Here is an 18,238-nt window from a genome sequence, read left to right as displayed (position 1 = left end):
TACCGGATCCGCCGGGTGACGCACACCCCCGGGCACGCGCAGCTCTCGGTTGGCAGCGCGTCCCGACCTGCAAGCACCGCCGGCAATCCCGGCTGGTGCGTCGCCAACGGACCCGGCGCCATTCCCCGACAGGCTTCACCTCCCTCCCCGACCATCGCACCGGCGCGAGCAGGCCCGTATCCTTGCCGCGCATGACTGAGCCTGTCTTCCCCATCGCCCCACTGTTACCGCAGATCCGCGACAGCCTCGCCGCCCATCCGCGGCTGGTGCTCGAAGCCCCGCCCGGCGCCGGCAAGACCACCCAGGTGCCACTGGCACTGCTGGATGCGCCCTGGCTGGCCGGTCGCAGCATCGTGATGCTGGAACCGCGCCGGGTGGCCGCGCGCAGCGCTGCGCTGTTCATGGCGCGCCAGTTGGGCGAGCCGGTCGGCGAGACGGTGGGCTACCGCATCCGCTTCGAAAACAAGACCTCGGCGCGCACCCGGATCGAAGTGGTCACCGAAGGCATCCTGACTCGCATGATCCAGGACGACCCGATGCTGGAACGCGTGGGCGCGCTGCTGTTCGACGAGTTTCACGAACGCCATCTGGCCGGCGATCTGGGCCTGGCATTGGCCCTGGACGTGCAGGCGCAGGTGCGCGATGACCTGCGCATCGTGGCGATGTCGGCCACGCTCGATGGCGAGCGGCTGGCCGGCTTTCTGGATGCGCCGCGCCTGAGCAGTGCCGGGCGCAGTTTTCCGGTGGAGATCGCGCATTTCCCCGCGCGCCGCGACGAAGCGCTGGAACCGCAGACGCGGCGTGCGGTGGAGCATGCCCTGCTCACCCATCCCGGCGATGTGCTGGTGTTCCTGCCCGGCCAGCGCGAGATCGCGCGGGTGCAAGCCGCCTTGCTCGATGTCCTGGACCCGACCATCCAGGTGCTGCCCTTGCACGGCGAGTTGTCGGTGGACGCGCAGAGCCAGGTGCTGCAGCCGGATGCGCAGGGCCGCCGCCACGTGGTGCTGGCCACCAACGTGGCCGAATCGTCGGTGACCTTGCCCGGCGTGCGCGTGGTGATCGACAGCGGCCAGGCGCGCGAACCGCACTACGATCCCAACAGCGGCTTTTCACGGTTGGATGTGGCCACCATCGCGCAGGCGTCGGCCGACCAGCGTGCCGGCCGCGCCGGCCGCGTGGCAAGCGGCTGGGCATACCGGCTATGGCCGCAATCGCAGCGGCTGGAACCGCAACGGCGCGCCGAGATCACCCAGGTGGAACTGGCTGGCCTGGCGCTGGAGCTGGCGGCCTGGGGCAGCGATGCGCTGCGCTTTGTGGATGACCCGCCCACCGGCGCGCTGGCGGCCGCACGCGAATTACTGCAACGGCTGGGCGCGCTCAGCGACAGCGGCGGCATCACCGCGCTGGGCCGCCGCATGCTGGCGCTGGGCACGCATCCGCGTCTGGCGGCGATGCTTGCGCAGGCCGGCGAGGCAACGGGCCTGGCCCTGGCCTGCGATCTGGCCGCACTGCTGGAGGCGCGCGATCCGCTGCGCCAGGGCGGCGATGGCCTTGCCGCGCGCTGGCGTGCCCTGGCCGCATTCCGCCAGGGCCGCAGCGCGCCCGACGCCAACCGCGGCGGCCTGGCTGCCATCGATAGCGCCGCCAAACAATGGCGACGCCGGCTGCGCTGCGACTGCGCCCCGCCCACGAGCGTGGAGGCGCACGCGCTGGGTGACCTGCTCGCGCATGCCTTCCCCGACCGCATCGCCGCACGCCACCCGGCCGACCCGTTGCGCTACCTGCTCGCCAATGGCCGCAGCGCGCGTCTGTTCGACCACAGCGACCTGCGCGGCGAACCCTGGCTGGTCGCCAGCGAGCTGCGCTACGAAGCCAAGGATGCCTTGCTGTTGCGGGCAGCTCCGGTGGACGAGGCCTATCTGCGCCGCAGCCTGCCAGAGCGCTTCGTGCAGCAGGACGTGGTGCAGTGGGACGCCGACAAGCGCGCCCTGGTCGCGCGCCGGCAATCCAGCTTCGACCGCATCGTGCTCGACAGCCGCCCCGCCGGCCGCGTCGACCCCGCGCAGGCGGCCGGCGCACTGACCGAGGCAGTGCGCCAACTCGGCCTGGACGCCCTGCCCTGGACCGAGACCCTGCAGCAATGGCGCGCCCGTGTGCTGTCGCTGCGGGTGTGGATGCCGGAGCTGGAGCTCCCCGATCTCTCCGATGCCGCGCTGCTCGCCTCCTTGGATGCCTGGCTGCGTCCGGCCTTCGCCGGCAAGACCCGGCTCGACGCGCTGGACGAATCCAGCCTGGGCGAAGCGCTCAAGGGCGCGCTGCCGTGGGAGCGCCGCCAGGCCATCGACCGCCATGCCCCCACCCGCATCAGCGTGCCATCGGGCATGGAGCGGCAGATCAGCTACGCACTCGACCACGCCCAGCAACCGCTGCCGCCGGTCCTGGCGGTCAAGCTGCAGGAACTGTTCGGTCTGGCCGAAACCCCGCGTATCGCCGACGGCCGCATTCCGCTGACCCTGCACCTGCTCTCGCCCGGCGGCCGCCCGCTGCAGGTCACGCAGGATCTGAAGAGTTTCTGGGTCAATACCTACCCTGACGTCAAAAAAGAGATGAAGGGGCGGTATCCCAGACATCCGTGGCCCGACGACCCCTGGACTGCGATGGCAACCCATCGGGCAAAACCTCGTGGCACCTGACGACTCCCGGCCCGCGGCGGCGGTGGAGCATTACAGCGATTCAACGGCTGCTGCGGCGCGGCCCGACGACCCCTGGACTGCGATGGCAACCCATCGGGCAAAACCTCGTGGCACCTGACGACTCCCGGCCCGCGGCGGCGGTGAAGCACGACAGCGATTCAACGGCTGCTGCGGCGCGGCCCGACGACCCCTGGACTGCGATGGCAACCCATCGGGCAAAACCTCGTGGCACCTGATCAATCCCGGCCCGCGGCGGCGGTGGAGCACGGCTGGAATTCAACGGCTGCGGCGGCGCGGCTCGCGGCGGTGGTGGAGCATTACAGGGATTCAACGGCTGCTGCGGCGCGGCCCGCGGCGGCGGTGAAGCATTACAGGGATTCAACGGCTGCTGCGGCGCGGCCCGCGGCGGCGGTAAAGCATGGCTGGAATTCAACGGCTGCTGCGGCGCGCTTCGCTCGTACCCTCATCCGCCCTTCGGCCACCTTCTCCCGGCGGGAGAAGGGAGACTTACACGCGCATCGAATCTGTTTTACCGCTCCCCATCTGTTTTACCGCTGCCCGGACTTCTGCGCATAAAGCGCGGCGCAACACTCCTTAACCGCAACCCAAACGAGCCCTGCCACCGCTAACACCGTCTATACGCATCAGCCTACACACTGCGGTCCACGTACTCAGAAAGGAAACGCCTCCAATGAGCAAGCTGACTGTGATCACCGAACGCGCCCTGGAGCGTGCCCTGGAACTGGCCGGCACTGCCGGTGACCAACTGCGTCATGCCGCGTCCAGTGCGGGCGACCAGGCACGTAGCGCCGGCAGCAGCCTGCGTCATTTCGGTCCGGGCGCCAGCGAGTGGCTGAAGACCGGCGTGGCACTGGGCGCCGTTCGCAGCGGCGGCAAGGCGGCCAGCAAGCTGGTCAAGCGCAACCCGGCCATCACCGTGGCGGCGGCTGTCGCCGGCCTGGGCCTGATCGGCTATGCGGTGTACCGCAAGCGCCAGCGCGATCAGCAGGTGCTCGGCGGCAATGTGCACCGTCTGGATCGCGAACACGCCAGCAATGCCAATGCACGTCGCGCTGCCTACCAGCGGCGCGCTGCAGTGACCCCGAGCGACGGCGTCGAATAAGACGACGGCTCCGCCAAACAGGCGGATCGCAGTGCACGCCACGACGCCACGGCCTTCCGCCGTGGCGTTGTCGTTTGTGGGCAGGCAGTACACATCGCTGCATGGCATTGAGCCGCACGGCAACGCACTGCGTTGCCAGATCGCTACGCCGCTGTCGCGCAGCCAATAGAACCCTTGCGCCGACCACTAGGCAGGCACGACCAATGCTCGGCACGCAGGGCCAACCGTACAAGCCGGCTCCAGGTGCGCCATCCACACCCAGCCGAGAGCGGCTCGCTGCGTTTTGCCAGCGGCCCTTTCAAAGATGCATGCAACCGCCGCAGTTCGATCGCATCGCCGACGCTTGCATCATTGCGCCATCGACCTGATCGCCATAACGCAGCGCTATCTGCGCATACCGCGTCCCGGTCGCGGGCGCGGCGTGTCATCCGCACGCCACTGGCCGGGCGCAAGCCCATCCACGCTCCAGTCGCCGATCGCCACCCGCACCAGACGCAAGGTCGGCAGACCGACCGACGCCGTCATCCGGCGCACCTGACGATTGCGGCCTTCGCTGATCTGCAGTTCCAGCCAGGCATCGGGCACGGTCTTGCGCACACGCACCGGAGGATTGCGCGGCCACAGCGTGGGCGCAGGGTCGAGCGTGCGCACCGTTGCCGGCCGGGTCGGGCCATCGTTGAGCAGCACGCCATCGCGCAGCGCCTGCAGCTGTGCCTCCTGCGGCTCGCCTTCCACCTGCACCCAGTACGTCTTGGGCTGCTTGTGCCGCGGGTCGGTGAGCCGATGCGCCAATGCACCATCGTCGGTGAGCAACAACAACCCTTCGCTGTCGTGATCCAGGCGTCCCGCCGCGTACACGTCCGGCGGCAGGCCGAACTCGGCCAACGTGCGCTTGGGCGGCTGCGAGCGGTCGCTGAATTGCGACAACACGCCATAGGGTTTGTTCAACAGCACCAACATGGACGGACCTGTGACAGGGGGAGCGCTGCGCGGCGACCGCCGCGCGTGGCTGTGCAGCGTAGCCAGGATGCCTGCAGCCCGCCATGCAATGACGGGCCTGCGGCATCGCACGAAAACAACGGGCCGCTCGGGTGTGCAGATCACAGCATGCTCAGCGGCAACGTCTGCCACGCATCGCGCACTGGTGTTGAAGCGCGCGTAAACCCTGCGTTGCATGCTTGCGCCGCCTGACATGCATCCAACTGCGCGGTGCTTGAAAGGCATACACGCACAACCGCTGCATGCCGGCCGCAGCTGCGCCGGCATGCAGGCACACGCTTACTGCTTGACGAACTTCAACGTCATGCGGTCGCTCTCGCCGATGGCCTTGTACTTGGCATCGTCGGCCGCGTCATGGCTGTTGCTCGGCGGCAACGTCCACACCCCGCCCGGGTAGTCCTTGGTGTCGCGCGGGTTGGCGTTGAGCTCGCTCTTGCCGGCCAGCTTGAAGCCGGCCGCTTCGGCCATCGCGATCACCTGCGCCTGGCCGACATAGCCGCTCTTGTCGTCGGCCGGCACGTCGGTCTTGGCGCGGTGTTCGACCACGCCCAGCACGCCGCCGGGCTTGAGCACCTTGTAGAAGCCGGCAAACATCGCCTCGGCATTGCCGGCCATGCGCCAGTTGTGCACGTTACGGAAGGTCAGCACCAGGTCGGCCGAGTTGTCCACGCCGAACGACGGCGACTTGGGCACATAGGACACGAACGACGGCTTGCCATATATCTCGGGCTTGGCCTGCAATTTCTTTTCCAGCTCGTCGCGCGCACGCTGGGCGTAATCGCGGCTACGGCCTTCGGGTGCCGATACCGGGTCGACCACCGCTGCCACGTACTTGCCCTTCTGGCGCAGATACGGCGCCAGGATTTCCGAATACCAGCCGCCGCCGGGCGTGATTTCGATGACGGTCTGGGTCGGCTTGATGCCGAAGAACGCCAGCGTCTGGCCGGGGTGGCGGTACTGGTCGCGCTGCACGTACACGCGGTCGCGCCAGGTGCCGTTGATGGCCGCCTGCAGCGCCGCATCGGGCGCCGGCAGGCTTGCGCTGTCGGCCGGCTTCATCGCCATCGCCAGCGGCGCACTCATCGCCACCATGACACTCATCACACACGCACAGGCCAGCTTGTTGCGGATCATCGCAGCGCCCTCTTCCGGGTAAAAGTAGCGCGAGCCTAGCATGCGGCCCGGGGCCTGCCATGTGCCCGAATCGCGGCGCTCAGCCCTGGTTCGCATCGCCGTGCAGCATCCAGATGTTCATATCCTGTGAGCCGATGGACACGATCGACGGAACGCTGAATCCACATCGATGTCACACGCATGATCGGTGCGCATGACTATCCTGTCGGCAGTTCGAATCAGGAGCTTCCATGATGACTCACCCACGCGCACTGGGCCGCTCCGGCCTGCAGGTTCAACCGATCGTCTTCGGCGGCAATGTCTTCGGCTGGAGCGCCGACGAGGCGACCTCCTTCGCCTTGCTGGATGCGTTCGTCGATGCCGGCTTCAATCTGATCGACACCGCCGATGCGTATTCGGGTTGGGTGCCGGGCAATCGCGGCGGCGAGTCGGAAACCATCATCGGACGTTGGCTTGCCCGCAGCGGCAAGCGCGACAAGGTGCTGATCGCCACCAAGGTCGCCAAGTGGAGCGAGCATCCCGGCCTGTCGCCGGAGAACATCGCAGCGGCGGTGGAAGATTCGCTGTCCCGTCTGCAGACCGATGTCATCGATCTGTACCAGGCGCACGAAGACGACGAGTCCATTCCGCTGGAAGCCACGCTGGCTGCGTTCGGCCGCCTGATCGAACAAGGCAAGGTGCGCGCGATCGGCGCCTCCAATTACAGCGCTGCGCGCCTGCGCGATGCGCTGGATATTTCCGAGCAGTACGCGCTGCCGCGCTACGAAAGCCTGCAACCCGAATACAACCTCTACGACCGCACCGGCTTTGAGGCCGAACTGGAACCGCTGGTACGCGAACGCGGCCTGGGCGTGATCAGTTACTACTCGCTGGCCAGCGGCTTTCTGACCGGCAAGTACCGCAGCGCCGACGATGCCGGCAAGAGCAGCGCGCGCGGCGCCTCGGTGGTGAAGCAGTACGTCAACCCGCGTGGGCTGCGCATCTTGCAGGCATTGGACGATCTGGCCGCGACCCACAACGCCACGCCGGCGCAGATCGCGCTGGCCTGGTTGATCGCACGCCCCAGCCTCACCGCGCCGATCGTCAGCGCCACCAGCGTGACCCAGCTGCACGACGTGCTGGCTGCCGCGCAGCTGTCGCTGAGCGACGCGCAGATTGCGCAACTCGATGGTGCGAGCGCGCCGGAGCCGGCCGCAGCGTAACGCCGCAGCAGCGCAGCAGCGATTCATTCACTCATTCGCGCAGCCACTGCGGTGGCTGTGTTCCCTCGGCCGCGCACGCGCGGCTCCCCTGCGAGGATCTTCCGCATGACATCGATCACCAACCGCCGCATCGTGCTGGCATCGCGCCCGCATGGCGAACCCAACGCGGCCAACTTCCGTATCGAAGAAGCCCCCCTGCCGCCCACCGGACACGAGCAGATTCTGGTGCGCAACCGTTTCCTTTCGCTGGACCCGTACATGCGCGGTCGCATGGACGACGGCCCGTCGTATGCGGCGCCCGTGGCGATCGATGCGGTGATGGAAGGCGGCACCATCGGCGAAGTGGTGCAGTCGCATCATGCCGACTATCAGCCCGGCGACCTGCTGGTGCTGCACGGCGGCTGGCAGACCTACAGCCTGATCACCCCGACGACGCCGCTACGCAAATTGCCCAAGGACGACAGCCTGCCGCTGAGCACTGCGCTCGGGGTCTACGGCATGCCCGGCTTTACCGCCTATGCCGGCCTGCATGAGATCGGCAAGCCGCAGCCCGGCGAAACGCTGGTGGTGGCAGCGGCCAGCGGTCCGGTTGGCGCGACGGTGGCGCAGTTGGCGCGTCTGCAAGGCTTGCGCGTGGTGGCCATCGCCGGTGGCGAAGAAAAGGTGCGCTACCTGCGCGAATCGTTGAAGGTGGATGTGGCACTGGATCATCGTGCCGACGACTTTGCCGCGCAGTTGCGCGCCGCCACACCCGACGGCATCGATATCTATTTCGAAAATGTCGGCGGCAAGGTATTCGATGCGGTGCTGCCGCAACTCAACGACTTTGCGCGCATTCCGGTCTGCGGCGTGATCGCGACCTACAACAGCCGTGGCCAGGCACTGCCCGGTCCCGATCGCCTGCCGGACTTCATGGGCCAGGTATTGCGCAAGCGGCTGACCGTGCGCGGCTTCATCCAGCACGATTTCATCCGCTTGATGCCGGCGTTTCTGCGCGAAATGGGCCAGTGGCTGCGCGAGGACCGCATCCAGTATCGCGAGCATCTGCTGCACGGGCTCGATGCCGCACCGCAGGGGCTGATCAGCCTGTTGCGCGGCGAAAACTTCGGCAAGGCCGTCGTCGCACTCGACTGACCAATTCGCAGCGCTCCACCGGCTCTTACGATTCCCCCATTCCCCATTCCCCATTCCCAAAAGGAACACAATGACTGTCCCCGCATTCGGCCTCGGCACTTTCCGTCTCAAGGACCAGGTCGTCATCGACTCGGTGCGCAACGCGCTGGCGTTGGGATATCGCGCGATCGATACCGCACAGATCTACGACAACGAAGCCCAGGTTGGCCACGCGATCAGCGCCTCGGACGTGCCGCGCGACCAGTTGTACCTGACCACCAAGATCTGGGTCGACCGGTTCAGCCGCGACACGCTGCAGCCCAGCCTGCAGGAAAGCCTGCGCAAGCTGGGTACCGACCATGTTGACCTCACCCTGATCCATTGGCCCTCGCCGAAGGATCAGGTGCCGATGCGCGAGTACCTGGAAGCCTTGGCGGAGGCCAAGCAGCAGGGCCTGACGCGTGCGATTGGCGTGTCCAACTTCACCATTGCCCTGATCAAGCAGGCCATCGAGATCCTGGGGGCCGACGCGATTGCCACCAACCAGATCGAAGTGCACCCCTACCTGCAGAACCGCCCGTTGATCGGCTTCCTGCGCGAGCAGGGCATCCATGTCACCTCCTACATGACGCTGGCCGTGGGCGAGGTGCTGAAGGACCCGGTGATCGTGGCCATTGCCGCACGCCACAACGCCACCCCGGCGCAGGTGACGCTGGCCTGGGCGTTGCAGCAGGGATATTCGGTGATTCCCTCATCGACCAAGCGGGCCAATCTGGAAAGCAATCTGAAGGCGCAGGAGCTGCGTCTGAGCGAGCAGGACATGGGCGAGATCGCCACGCTCGACCGCGGGCAGCGGCTGGCCAACCCGCACGCCATCGCACCCGACTGGGACTGATGGCGCACCGACGTATGCAGCAGCAGGCTGGGAGCGGCTAACCGGACGACCGCACTCGCCGTCAGGCGGGCGCAGCCGTTACTCGGTGCGGCTGGGACCATGCGTCCGCTTCGTTTCCGAATGCACCATCCAAACCCGCACGGCGACTGCCATCAGGTTCTAGCCACCTCTAGCGCTGCATTCCACCAGCACGCGACGACCGCTCGTCGTCGCGTGCTGGTGAGCGGCCAGCGGCGCTGCTACGGTGCCCGCACAGGGGGGTAGCCCGGTCACGGAGTCCTACCCATGCTTAGTGCAGCCGTTCTGACCCGCAGCAGCGTCAATGTCGACGCAGAGCTCGCCTACTGGCGCGACGCCCATGCCGAAGGGCATCTGGGCGGTTACGCGTTTGCCGATTACGCCCGCGTGCTGATGTTGGGTTACGGCATCTATCTTGCGTATCCGCGCGCAACCGAAGCGCAGTTGTACCGTGTGTTGCAGGATGCGTACTACCAGGACCAACCGATGCTGTCGGTGCCATGGGACCAGGCACGCTGGATCGTGCGACACGCCTGGCAGCATTTGCGCGACGCGGGCATGCGGCACTGAGGGCACCTGCGCGTCTGGACAACGCGAGAACGATGCAGGCCGGAGGGCGACGCATCCCTATCGGGAAACGCTTGCTGGGTGCCGTGCGGAGCGCCGTTTGGTCACGACCAAGTGCACGCCATCGCGTTGCTCGATGGCAGCGGATGTCCTTCGCTCACCGCATCATAGGTGCTCGGGCGCCACGAACCAAGGGCCGATGTTTCAAGAGCGTACTGGCGCTACAACTTTCCAAGACATGTCGACTTTCCAAGACATGTCGAGGCGATAAGCCTGCTGGCCACACCAACGACACGCAGCATGCGCTGACCCGGACGCGGTGTTGCAAGCGCCCTGCGACGTGGCCCATCAATCCAGTAGACGCCGGCCGCGCAGCATCGCGCGGCAACCTGGACAGCAGTCAGTTCAACTGACCCATCGCCATCGCCTGCCGGTCGATACGGTGCTTTTCGGCCAGCGCCTGCATGCCTTGCAGCGTCGATGCGATCAGGCTCGCATAGCGCAACCGCCACAGGTTGGCGCGGTCGTCGTCGTCCTGCGTGCTGCCTAACCCGTCCAGCACCTGCGGCAGGCGGCGATCTGCCAGGGCGGAGGCGGCCAGGTAGGGCTTGGCCGGTGCGATCACGTCCACCGGTGCGCGCCAGTCGTTGGCGACATGGCGGGCAATGCCGGCCAGGTGCGACAGCTGATGCATGCCGATCAGGGTCTCATGCAGCATCTCGCGGCAGGCCCACTGCCACAGCGCCACCTTTTCCGAGGGGTCCTGGGCAATCTCGGTCAGCGCCAGGTCAACCTTTTCGATACGTGTGTCGAGCATTGCTGAGCTCCGATGCTGCTATGCAACATAATTCACACCATACGCCGTGAGAATCAAGTGAGCCAGTCGTTTGGATAGCGTCATCGCACCGATGCTCGACCCGGTTCACGCTTTGCCACGACCGCTGGTCGGACAGCGCGGGCGGCGCCTCGACTTCCTGCCCCTGTAGCCCGGGCACCGCTGCGTGATGCTGCAGTCCTAGCCAGTGGTCACCCCCATGCGCCTTGCCGTTCGCGTGCCGCTGCTTGCCTTGGCGACCTGCGCTGCGCGGGCCGGAACCGCCACGCCGCACTTGTCGTCGCGGCAGTGCGAGGCCAGCACCTATGCACGCACAAGGACGATGCGCCGGTGTCTGCCAGTGTGATTGCGACGGTGGCGCATTGAGCTCTGCGCCTGCGTGCTGGATGTGTCAGTCCAGGACCATCGCCTGATGCGCCATGTACTCGTCGTACGAGCCACGCGCTGGCGGGACATCGCTTACTGATCGACCGCGTTTAACGCGTTGCTGTCTAGCGCAGCAGCCAGTTGCGTAACGCATCGGACACTGCCTGCGGCTGTTCCAGCGGCGAGAGATGCCCGCACATCGGCAAACGCACCAGCTGCGCGTGTGGCGCAAGCGCCGCCATTTCTTCGTGCAAGGCCGGTGGCGTGATTGCATCGTCCTCGCCACAGCACCAGCACCGGCCCGCCGTAGGCGCGCAACACCGCGCGCCCGTCCTGGCGTTGCAGCCGGTTCTGGCGCAAGAACACCTCCACTCCCAGGCGCTGGGTCATGCCGCGCACACGCTCCAGCAAGGCCTCATCCTGCCAGCGCGAGGGATGCACGTAGTGCCGCATCAGGCGTTCGCCGAACCCGTGGAACGTGCTGCCGGCACGCACGCTGGCTTCCTGCGCACGTCGTTGCGCCACCCGCTCTGGCGCATCGGCACGCGCGGAAGTATCCAGCAGGGCCAACCGCTCCACCCGCTCCGGTGCGATGCGCAGGATCTCCTGCGCCACGTAACCGCCCAGCGAGAAACCGGCTAACGCAAATCGCGGCGGCAACCGGTCAAGCAGTTGCAGTGCCAACGCGCGCATGCTGTCGGCCCGGGTGAGATCGCCGACCACGCACTCGGCGATCCCGGCCAGCGCGGCACGCTGTGCATGCCAGAGCTCGGCATCGTTGAGCAGGCCGGGAAGCAGCAACAGCGTCGGGCGATCGGCGCTCATGCATACCCCTTGCCGCTCGATTCGAACGCGGCGATGTGGGAGGTCGTGGAAATCGTCATCGCCATAGTGTGCCGGGCGCCAGCTGCGCGCTCAAACCGCAATGCGCAGTCTGTGCAGGGACGGGCGATCCACGTGCCCTCGGCTGGAGTGTCCGCGCAGGAAGTTCGGTAGACCGCGTTGCGGTTGAAGGCAACCCAACCCACGGCGAGAGAGCTTCAAACGCACTACAAGCATGCAGACGTGAGGTCGCGCGCGATCAAGACATGCAGCGCGTTGCGCGGAGTGCAGGAAGCACACGCGCAGGAAGCACAAAGGAACGCGCACACGGATGCCCGATGCGGCTGCACCGGGCGTCTGTGCTGTGGCACTCAACCATCGCAAGAGAGTGTCAGTCCGCGCGCACATCGGTCCCGTTCACCGCACTATGACTGCGCAAGCTCTCTTGAAGGGGATGCACCGCTCGGACTCTGCGCTGACCAGCGCGTCATCGACAGATGCTGACGAACAACCGGTCAGCGGCCCCGGTTACCTGGCCAGATGCTGCTGCAACGCATCGCTCGCCTGGCCGATGGCGGTACGGACGGCCGGCACGTCGCTGAGCACATTGAGCAAGCCGTAATCGTGGATCAAGCCGTTGTAGCGGGTGACCGTGACAGCCACACCGGCCTGGTCCAGCTTGCGGCCGTAGGCTTCGCCTTCGTCGCGCAACACATCCAGCTCGGCGGTCTGGATCAAGGTGGGCGGCAGGCCCTTGAGCTGCTCAACGCCGGCCTGCAACGGCGAGGCATAGATCTCGCGGCGCTGCGTCGGGTCGGTGGTATAGCTATCCCAGAACCAACGCATCATGTTGCGGCTGAGGAAATAGCCCTGCTGGTACTGCTGGTAGGAATTGTTATCGAACGCGGCATCGGTCACCGGCCACAGCAGTACCTGGTAGCGGATCGCCGGCGTGCCGGCCGCCTTGGCCTGCAAGGCCACCGAGGTCGCCATGTTGCCACCCACGCTGTTGCCGACCACCGCCAGACGCGTGCCGTCCACGCCAAGTTCGGCACCGTGCTCGGCGACCCACTTGGTGGCCGCATAGGCCTGGTGGATGGCCACGGGATAACGCGCTTCCGGCGATGGGCTGTAGTCCACGTACACCGCCGCCGCGCCAGAGGCCCGCGCCAGATCGCGGATCAGCCGCTCATGGGTGGGAAAATCTCCCAATACCCAGCCGCCGCCGTGGAAGAACATGAACACCGGCAAGGTCTTGCCGGCGCTACCCGGCGGCTTGACCACCACCAGGCCGAGCGGCTTGCCGTCGACGGTGATGTTCTTGCGGGTGAGTTCGGCGGCCGGCAGCGTGGCGCCGGCCTGCGCGTCCACCAGGATCTTGCGGGCCTGCTGCGGGGTGAGCTGCTCCATCGGCGTGCCGCCAGCGGAGTTGAGCGCGTCCAGGAAGGCCTGGACCTTGGGTGAGGCGGCCGGTGCGCTGGAATCGGTCGGCGCGGCAAGCGCGCCGCCGATTGCCGACGCCAACGTGCCAACCAGCAGCAACGATGCGTAGGGTTTCATTGGGTGTCCGGCTGGATCAGGCCAACGTCAGGGTGACGTCGATATTGCCGCGGGTGGCATTGGAGTACGGGCAGACCTGGTGGGCCTTGTCGACCAGCGCCTGCAGGTCGGCCTTGTCCATGCCCGGCACGGCGACGCGCAGTTCGACCGCGATGCCGAAGCCGCCCGGAATCTGGCCGATGCCGACGCTGCTGTCGATGCTGACTTCGCCCGGCAGCTTGAGCTTGTCCTGCGCAGCCACGGCCTTCATCGCACCGATGAAGCAGGCCGCATAACCGGCAGCGAACAACTGCTCCGGGTTGGTGCCGTCTCCGCCAGCGCCGCCAAGCTCGCGCGGGGTGGACAGCTTGGCGTCCAGTGCGTTGTCCGAGGACACGGCACGGCCTTCGCGGCCGCCGGTGGCAGTGGCGTGGGCGGTATAGAGGATCTTTTCGGGTGAGGCCATGGTGGTTCTCCTGAGTGAGCGCAGTGCGCAGTGAATAAATTGTTGTCGATTAAATCGCGCGCTATTTGATGTCGAAGCGATTGGATGCAGGAACAGGCTTTATCCCGCACCCAAACTGGAGCGTAGCTTCTCCAGCTCCTGCTTGAGTTGACGCAGTTCGTCCAACGAGCAGGCCGAGGCGCAAAACACCTGCTCCGGCACGCGACCGGCCTTGTTGCGCAGCGCGCGCCCGGCATCGGTCAGCGCAATGATGACCTGGCGCTCGTCGCTGACGGCCCGCGTGCGGGTGACCAGTCCAGCGCTCTGCAACCGCTTGAGCAGCGGCGTCAGCGTGGCCGAATCCAGATACAGCCGCTCGCCGATCTCCGACACGCTGCGGCTGTCGGTTTCCCACAGCACCAGCATCACCAGGTACTGCGGATAGGTCAGGTCCAGATCCTTCAGCAGCCCGCGGTAGAGCTTGTGCATCGCCAGATTGGCCGAATACAGCGCAAAGCACAGCTGGTTGTCCAGCTGCAGCAAGGCGGTGGTGCGGTCGGCTGTGGTGGTGGCGGTGTCCATGGGCTGCACTTTATATAGCACGCTATTTAATTGCAAGCGATTTTTCAAAAACAGATGCGGTTGACCGTCAGGCCCCTGTCGCAGCACGACAACCGACACGGGGCCACCGCATCTGCAATGCCCCACTGACTCATCCGCTGCCGACGCGCGGCAGTCGGCAGGTGGGAGTGGATTGCGCACCGAAGATGGGGGGCCATGACGTGCCGATCTCAGGCATCGGTCCGCGCCGCGGCGGTGCAGTGTGGCTTGTTGGCAGCACCAGGTAGCCGGTGTCCGCTGCGCATCTGCTGCCATGGCCTCTCGGGCGAGCCCTGCGCATGACGCGCGTCGCCGCGGCGGCCGAGCACCCATGGCTCGGACCGGCGATCCGCGCCTGGACTCAGGTGAACTGGATAAAGAAATAGCCTGCGGTATCGCCCTCGCGCAGGACGTTGGCGCGATGCTCTGCGAACAGGTAGCCCATGCCGTCGGCAAAGAGGCCGTCATAGGCTGCATCGGTACGCCGCAACTGCGACTCGACGAACTGGGCAAGGAAATAGTGACGCGGGTGCTCGGCAATCGCGTCCTGCAGCCAGCACGGCCGACCCAGCTGCTTGCTCATCCCCGCCCCATTGTCGGCGTCGCCCAGCTCTTCGGCGTGATCGTGATCATCGAACGACTGCAGCCCCACGTAGTACCGCGGCAGCATCCCCGCGTCACAGGCCAGTTCCTGCGCGGCACGACGGTGCAACAGCACCTTGCTATGGACCGACGCGATGGTGTCCAGTTCGCCCTGCTGATGGATGGTGAACTTGCGCAACGCGGCCCGGCTGTAGCGGTCGCCTTGCCATTCGATCGCCGCGAACACCGTGACCGCCATGCCCTCGGGCAGCCAGGGGCTGGGCAGGAACAGGTCGGTCAGCATGACGATCGGCAGCATCGGTTGGTCGGTCGACGGGTCGCAGGGCCACAACGCCCTATCGTTCAACCATGCGCCACCGCCAAACTGGCCAAAACCGCCATCTTGGTCGGTGACGTTGATCTTGTAGCGCCCCGGCGCAGGGCGCGCGCGTGCGCTCACGCCCGATGTGCCGTCGCCAGATACTCGGCGCTTTGCATTTCGATCAAACGCGAAGCGGTGCGCTCGAAAGCACCGGCCAGGCGCTGCCCGCTGTACAGCGCCGGCGGTGCGTCCTGCGCGGTGCAGACCAGGTTGACATGGCGGTCGTAGAGCTCGTCGATCAGGTTGACGAAGCGCCGCGCGGCATCTTCATTCATGCGATCGAAATGCGGAATGCCGCCCAGCAGCACGGTGGTGAACTCGCGTGCGATCTCGATATAGTCCGCCGGGCCGCGCGGGCCTTCGCACAGCGAGGCGAAATCGAACCAGGCGATGCTCTTGCCACGTGCGCGCACCGCGATCTTGCGCGCCTCGATTTCGATATTGCCGCCGCGTGCCTCGGCATTGCCGCTCAATTCGCTCCAGCGCTGCAGCAGCCAGTCATCGGCTTGCGCATCCAGCGGCGCGCGATACACCGGCGAGCGCGTGAGTGCGCGCATGCGGTAGTCCTCGGTGCCTTCGGCATAGAGCTCCACGCAGAACTTCTGCAGCAGGCCGATCGCCGGCATGAAGCTGTCGCGCTGCAGACCGTTGGCGTATAGGTTTTCCGGCGCGGTATTGGAGGTGGTCACCAGGGTCACGCCTTCGGCGAACAGGCGCTCCAGCAGGCGCGCCAGCAGCATCGCATCGCCGATGTCGGTGACGAAGAATTCGTCCAGCACCAGCACGCGCAGATTCTCGCGCCACTGCTGCGCGATCTTGGCCAGCGGATCGCTTTGCCCGGCATGCTCGCGCAATTGCTCGTGCACCCCGCGCATGAAACGGTGGAAGTGCGTGCGGTATTTCTGCTTGATCGGCAGACCGTCGTAGAACAGGTCGACCAGGAAGGTCTTGCCGCGCCCCACCCCACCCCAGAAGTACAGGCCGCGCACCGGCTCGGGCTTTTTCCAGAACGCCGACAGCCGGTCCAGCCAGCCGTCCTGCGCGCTGTCCACCAAGGCCTCGTGGATACGGTCCAGTTCCGCCAGGGCCGCCTTTTGGGCGGGGTCGGCGCGCCAGTCGCCGCGTTGTACGCCGGCGGCGTAGCGCTGCGACGGGGTCATCTCACTCATCGTGTTCTCCGCGGGCCGGCTGCTGCCTTGCCCGCTCAACGGCGTATCGCCAGGCGATACGCGTGGCCCATGCCGCAGTCAGACAGCGGCCGGCAACCAGCGCCGGACACCATGCTGGATCGCACCGCGCAGGTCGATCAGTTTGCGGTGGAAGAAATGGCTGGTATCGGGCATGCGCACCAGCTCGGGCTGCTGCTCCAGGGTCTCCAGCCAGTCGTAGACCGCTTGCGGGTCGACGATTTCGTCGGCATCGCCCTGGATCACCAGCCACTGCGCCGGCGGTTGCACGTCGCTGAAATCCCAGCGTCCGGCCGGCGGTGCGATCGAGATCAGCACCTGCGGGGCGAGCGCGCCGGCAGCACGCAATGATACGTACGCGCCGAAACTGAAACCGCCCAGCCAGAGCGTGTCGCCGGACCGTTGTGCACGCACCCAGTCGGCAACCGCGCGCAGATCGTCCTGCTCGCCATCGCCGTGATCGAAGCTGCCAGCAGAGGTACCCACGCTGCGGAAATTGAAGCGCACCACGGTGATGCCCAGCTCGCGCAGCGCGCGTGCGGCCATGGTGACGACCTTGTTGTGCATGCTGCCGCCCTCGGTGGAGAGCGGGTGGCAGAAAATGGCGGTGACCGGTTGCGCGACAACGTCCGGCTCGGGCAGATCGACCGCGACATCGAGCGGACCGACCGGCCCGTCCAGCGTCAACGTTGCCGATTCTGTGGGGAATGGGGGATTGGACATGCCCTCATAATAGCCGCCCCGCCGGCCGCGTTCATCGCCCTGCCTGCACACTTCGTTGCGTTGCCCATGCATTTTCTGCTGTTTGCCGTTGTCTGCAGTGTTCTGGTGTCGGTGTTGTTGAAGCTGGCACCGCGCCGGGATGTCGAAGTGTTTCAGGCCATTACCTGGAATTACGCCGCCGCCTGCGTGCTGTCCGTGGCACTGCTGAACCCCGCGCTTTCCACCCTGGGCGCAGCGACCACGCCGTGGCTGGCACTGGTGGGACTGGCGATTGCATTGCCGAGCATTTTTCTGGTGCTGGCGCGCTCGGTGCGCGTGGCCGGCATCGTGCGCACCGACGTGGCGCAACGGCTGTCGCTGCTGTTGTCGCTGGCGGCAGCGTTTACCGTCTTCGGCGAAGACGCCGGCCCCTGGAAGCTGGCAGGGCTGGGCGTGGGATTGCTGGCGATGGTCGGCATCGTGCAGCGCGCGCATGCGCCGTCGACGGTCGAGCCTGCATCTACCATCGGCACGCAGACACGTGCTTGGCCCTGGCTGTTGGGCGTGTGGGTGGGCTTTGCGCTGATCGACATCCTGCTCAAGACGATTGCGCTTTCGGGCACCACCTCGCTCACTGCGCTGACGCTGTGCTTTGCAATCGCGTTCGGGCTACTGCTGTGCGTGCAGCTGGTGCGGATGCGGCGCGGCCATCGGCTGCATCCGCGCAGCATGGCTGCCGGGCTGCTGCTGGGCGTGCTCAATTTCGGCAACATCCTGTTTTACGTGCGCGCCCACCAGCATCTGCCGCACAGCCCCGCCACGGTCTTTGCGACGATGAACATCGGTGTGGTGGCATTGGGCGCGCTGGCCGGCATCGCATTGTTCGGCGAGCGCACCACGCGCTGGACGCGCGCGGGTCTGGGATTGGCGGTGCTGGCGATTGCGCTGATTGCCCAGGGCTCGCGCTGAGGGCCCAGTTGCCTCGTTTTGCGGCCGTCATGCCTGCGCCACCGACATCGGCATGACAGCGCGCG

At 66.5% G+C, this 18,238-nt stretch carries 16 protein-coding genes and 1 pseudogene; 7 read left to right on the top strand and 10 right to left on the bottom strand.

Going from position 1 to position 18,238, the window contains the following annotated elements; all coding sequences use genetic code 11:
* Positions 1 to 191: 191 nt before the first annotated feature.
* Together hrpB and VZ068_RS01930 are read left to right on the top strand one after the other, a co-directional pair.
* The gene (gene hrpB, locus VZ068_RS01935) at positions 192 to 2,693 is read left to right on the top strand and encodes an ATP-dependent helicase HrpB (RefSeq protein ID WP_349656723.1); all 2,502 of its coding nucleotides are present in this window, start codon (positions 192 to 194) and stop codon (positions 2,691 to 2,693) included.
* 691 nt (positions 2,694 to 3,384) lie between these two features.
* Positions 3,385 to 3,816, top strand: coding sequence for a hypothetical protein (locus VZ068_RS01930; protein ID WP_259159431.1), 432 nt, complete (start codon positions 3,385 to 3,387; stop codon positions 3,814 to 3,816).
* Positions 3,817 to 4,200: 384 nt separating this feature from the next.
* Here the strand turns inward: VZ068_RS01930 and VZ068_RS01925 are convergent, their stop codons facing one another.
* Positions 4,201 to 4,776 (bottom strand): pseudouridine synthase, encoded by a 576-nt coding sequence (locus tag VZ068_RS01925; RefSeq protein ID WP_349656722.1) that lies wholly within the window; start codon positions 4,774 to 4,776, stop codon positions 4,201 to 4,203.
* A 318-nt stretch (positions 4,777 to 5,094) separates the two neighbouring features.
* The gene (locus VZ068_RS01920) at positions 5,095 to 5,949 is read right to left on the bottom strand and encodes a methyltransferase (protein ID WP_259159692.1); all 855 of its coding nucleotides are present in this window, start codon (positions 5,947 to 5,949) and stop codon (positions 5,095 to 5,097) included.
* 233 nt (positions 5,950 to 6,182) lie between these two features.
* Here VZ068_RS01920 and VZ068_RS01915 point away from each other — a divergent pair, with 233 nt between their 5' ends.
* From VZ068_RS01915 to VZ068_RS01900, 4 genes are all read left to right on the top strand, one after another.
* Positions 6,183 to 7,151, top strand: a complete 969-nt coding sequence (locus tag VZ068_RS01915; RefSeq protein WP_349657626.1) for an aldo/keto reductase — start codon at positions 6,183 to 6,185, stop codon at positions 7,149 to 7,151.
* A gap of 105 nt (positions 7,152 to 7,256) precedes the next feature.
* Positions 7,257 to 8,285: an NADP-dependent oxidoreductase gene (locus VZ068_RS01910; protein WP_349656721.1), complete on the top strand. Its 1,029-nt coding sequence runs from the start codon at positions 7,257 to 7,259 to the stop codon at positions 8,283 to 8,285.
* Positions 8,286 to 8,355: 70 nt separating this feature from the next.
* On the top strand, positions 8,356 to 9,159 hold the full coding sequence (gene dkgB / locus VZ068_RS01905) for a 2,5-didehydrogluconate reductase DkgB (protein WP_349656720.1): 804 nt from the start codon (positions 8,356 to 8,358) through the stop codon (positions 9,157 to 9,159).
* A gap of 285 nt (positions 9,160 to 9,444) precedes the next feature.
* On the top strand, positions 9,445 to 9,747 hold the full coding sequence (locus tag VZ068_RS01900; RefSeq protein ID WP_259168523.1) for a hypothetical protein: 303 nt from the start codon (positions 9,445 to 9,447) through the stop codon (positions 9,745 to 9,747).
* A gap of 397 nt (positions 9,748 to 10,144) precedes the next feature.
* Here the strand turns inward: VZ068_RS01900 and VZ068_RS01895 are convergent, their stop codons facing one another.
* The 8 genes and pseudogenes from VZ068_RS01895 to VZ068_RS01860 all read right to left on the bottom strand — a co-directional run bounded on the left by VZ068_RS01895 (position 10,145) and on the right by VZ068_RS01860 (position 17,225).
* Positions 10,145 to 10,561: a hypothetical protein gene (locus VZ068_RS01895; RefSeq protein WP_259168524.1), complete on the bottom strand. Its 417-nt coding sequence runs from the start codon at positions 10,559 to 10,561 to the stop codon at positions 10,145 to 10,147.
* A 509-nt stretch (positions 10,562 to 11,070) separates the two neighbouring features.
* Positions 11,071 to 11,770, bottom strand: a pseudogene (locus VZ068_RS01890) (alpha/beta fold hydrolase).
* 525 nt (positions 11,771 to 12,295) lie between these two features.
* On the bottom strand, positions 12,296 to 13,327 hold the full coding sequence (locus tag VZ068_RS01885) for an alpha/beta hydrolase (RefSeq protein ID WP_349656719.1): 1,032 nt from the start codon (positions 13,325 to 13,327) through the stop codon (positions 12,296 to 12,298).
* A gap of 16 nt (positions 13,328 to 13,343) precedes the next feature.
* The gene (locus tag VZ068_RS01880; protein WP_005989061.1) at positions 13,344 to 13,772 is read right to left on the bottom strand and encodes an organic hydroperoxide resistance protein; all 429 of its coding nucleotides are present in this window, start codon (positions 13,770 to 13,772) and stop codon (positions 13,344 to 13,346) included.
* A gap of 99 nt (positions 13,773 to 13,871) precedes the next feature.
* Positions 13,872 to 14,333 carry a MarR family transcriptional regulator gene (locus VZ068_RS01875; protein ID WP_259168527.1) on the bottom strand — a complete coding sequence of 154 codons (462 nt, stop codon included), beginning with the start codon at positions 14,331 to 14,333 and terminating at the stop codon, positions 13,872 to 13,874.
* A 379-nt stretch (positions 14,334 to 14,712) separates the two neighbouring features.
* A complete protein-coding gene (locus tag VZ068_RS01870) occupies positions 14,713 to 15,237 on the bottom strand; it encodes a hypothetical protein (RefSeq protein ID WP_349656718.1) in 525 nt (174 codons plus the stop codon).
* Between the two features lie 152 nt (positions 15,238 to 15,389).
* Positions 15,390 to 16,484 (bottom strand): cell division protein ZapE, encoded by a 1,095-nt coding sequence (gene zapE / locus VZ068_RS01865; protein ID WP_349656717.1) that lies wholly within the window; start codon positions 16,482 to 16,484, stop codon positions 15,390 to 15,392.
* Between the two features lie 78 nt (positions 16,485 to 16,562).
* On the bottom strand, positions 16,563 to 17,225 hold the full coding sequence (locus VZ068_RS01860) for an alpha/beta hydrolase (protein ID WP_259159448.1): 663 nt from the start codon (positions 17,223 to 17,225) through the stop codon (positions 16,563 to 16,565).
* 66 nt (positions 17,226 to 17,291) lie between these two features.
* Between VZ068_RS01860 and VZ068_RS01855 the strand changes: the two genes are divergently transcribed.
* Complete coding sequence (locus VZ068_RS01855; protein WP_349656716.1) at positions 17,292 to 18,173, top strand: EamA/RhaT family transporter; 882 nt, start codon at positions 17,292 to 17,294, stop codon at positions 18,171 to 18,173.
* The last annotated feature ends 65 nt before the right edge of the window (positions 18,174 to 18,238 follow it).

This window comes from Xanthomonas sp. 10-10 (genome assembly GCF_040182365.1).
In the GTDB taxonomy this organism is placed as follows: domain Bacteria; phylum Pseudomonadota; class Gammaproteobacteria; order Xanthomonadales; family Xanthomonadaceae; genus Xanthomonas; species Xanthomonas arboricola_F.
The sequence above is the reverse complement of the archived record's forward strand: the minus strand, read 5'-3'. Positions and strand labels throughout refer to the sequence as shown.

Excerpts from the sequence above, each read along its gene's own strand:
- hrpB (WP_349656723.1), top strand. The coding sequence starts at position 192 with ATGACTGAGCCTGTCTTCCCCATCGCCCCACTGTTACCGCAGATCCGC.
- VZ068_RS01930 (WP_259159431.1), top strand. The coding sequence starts at position 3,385 with ATGAGCAAGCTGACTGTGATCACCGAACGCGCCCTGGAGCGTGCCCTG.
- VZ068_RS01925 (WP_349656722.1), bottom strand. The coding sequence starts at position 4,776 with ATGTTGGTGCTGTTGAACAAACCCTATGGCGTGTTGTCGCAATTCAGC.
- VZ068_RS01920 (WP_259159692.1), bottom strand. The coding sequence starts at position 5,949 with ATGATCCGCAACAAGCTGGCCTGTGCGTGTGTGATGAGTGTCATGGTG.
- VZ068_RS01915 (WP_349657626.1), top strand. The coding sequence starts at position 6,183 with ATGACTCACCCACGCGCACTGGGCCGCTCCGGCCTGCAGGTTCAACCG.
- VZ068_RS01910 (WP_349656721.1), top strand. The coding sequence starts at position 7,257 with ATGACATCGATCACCAACCGCCGCATCGTGCTGGCATCGCGCCCGCAT.
- dkgB (WP_349656720.1), top strand. The coding sequence starts at position 8,356 with ATGACTGTCCCCGCATTCGGCCTCGGCACTTTCCGTCTCAAGGACCAG.
- VZ068_RS01900 (WP_259168523.1), top strand. The coding sequence starts at position 9,445 with ATGCTTAGTGCAGCCGTTCTGACCCGCAGCAGCGTCAATGTCGACGCA.
- VZ068_RS01895 (WP_259168524.1), bottom strand. The coding sequence starts at position 10,561 with ATGCTCGACACACGTATCGAAAAGGTTGACCTGGCGCTGACCGAGATT.
- VZ068_RS01885 (WP_349656719.1), bottom strand. The coding sequence starts at position 13,327 with ATGAAACCCTACGCATCGTTGCTGCTGGTTGGCACGTTGGCGTCGGCA.
- VZ068_RS01880 (WP_005989061.1), bottom strand. The coding sequence starts at position 13,772 with ATGGCCTCACCCGAAAAGATCCTCTATACCGCCCACGCCACTGCCACC.
- VZ068_RS01875 (WP_259168527.1), bottom strand. The coding sequence starts at position 14,333 with ATGGACACCGCCACCACCACAGCCGACCGCACCACCGCCTTGCTGCAG.
- VZ068_RS01870 (WP_349656718.1), bottom strand. The coding sequence starts at position 15,237 with ATGCTGACCGACCTGTTCCTGCCCAGCCCCTGGCTGCCCGAGGGCATG.
- zapE (WP_349656717.1), bottom strand. The coding sequence starts at position 16,484 with ATGAGTGAGATGACCCCGTCGCAGCGCTACGCCGCCGGCGTACAACGC.
- VZ068_RS01860 (WP_259159448.1), bottom strand. The coding sequence starts at position 17,225 with ATGTCCAATCCCCCATTCCCCACAGAATCGGCAACGTTGACGCTGGAC.
- VZ068_RS01855 (WP_349656716.1), top strand. The coding sequence starts at position 17,292 with ATGCATTTTCTGCTGTTTGCCGTTGTCTGCAGTGTTCTGGTGTCGGTG.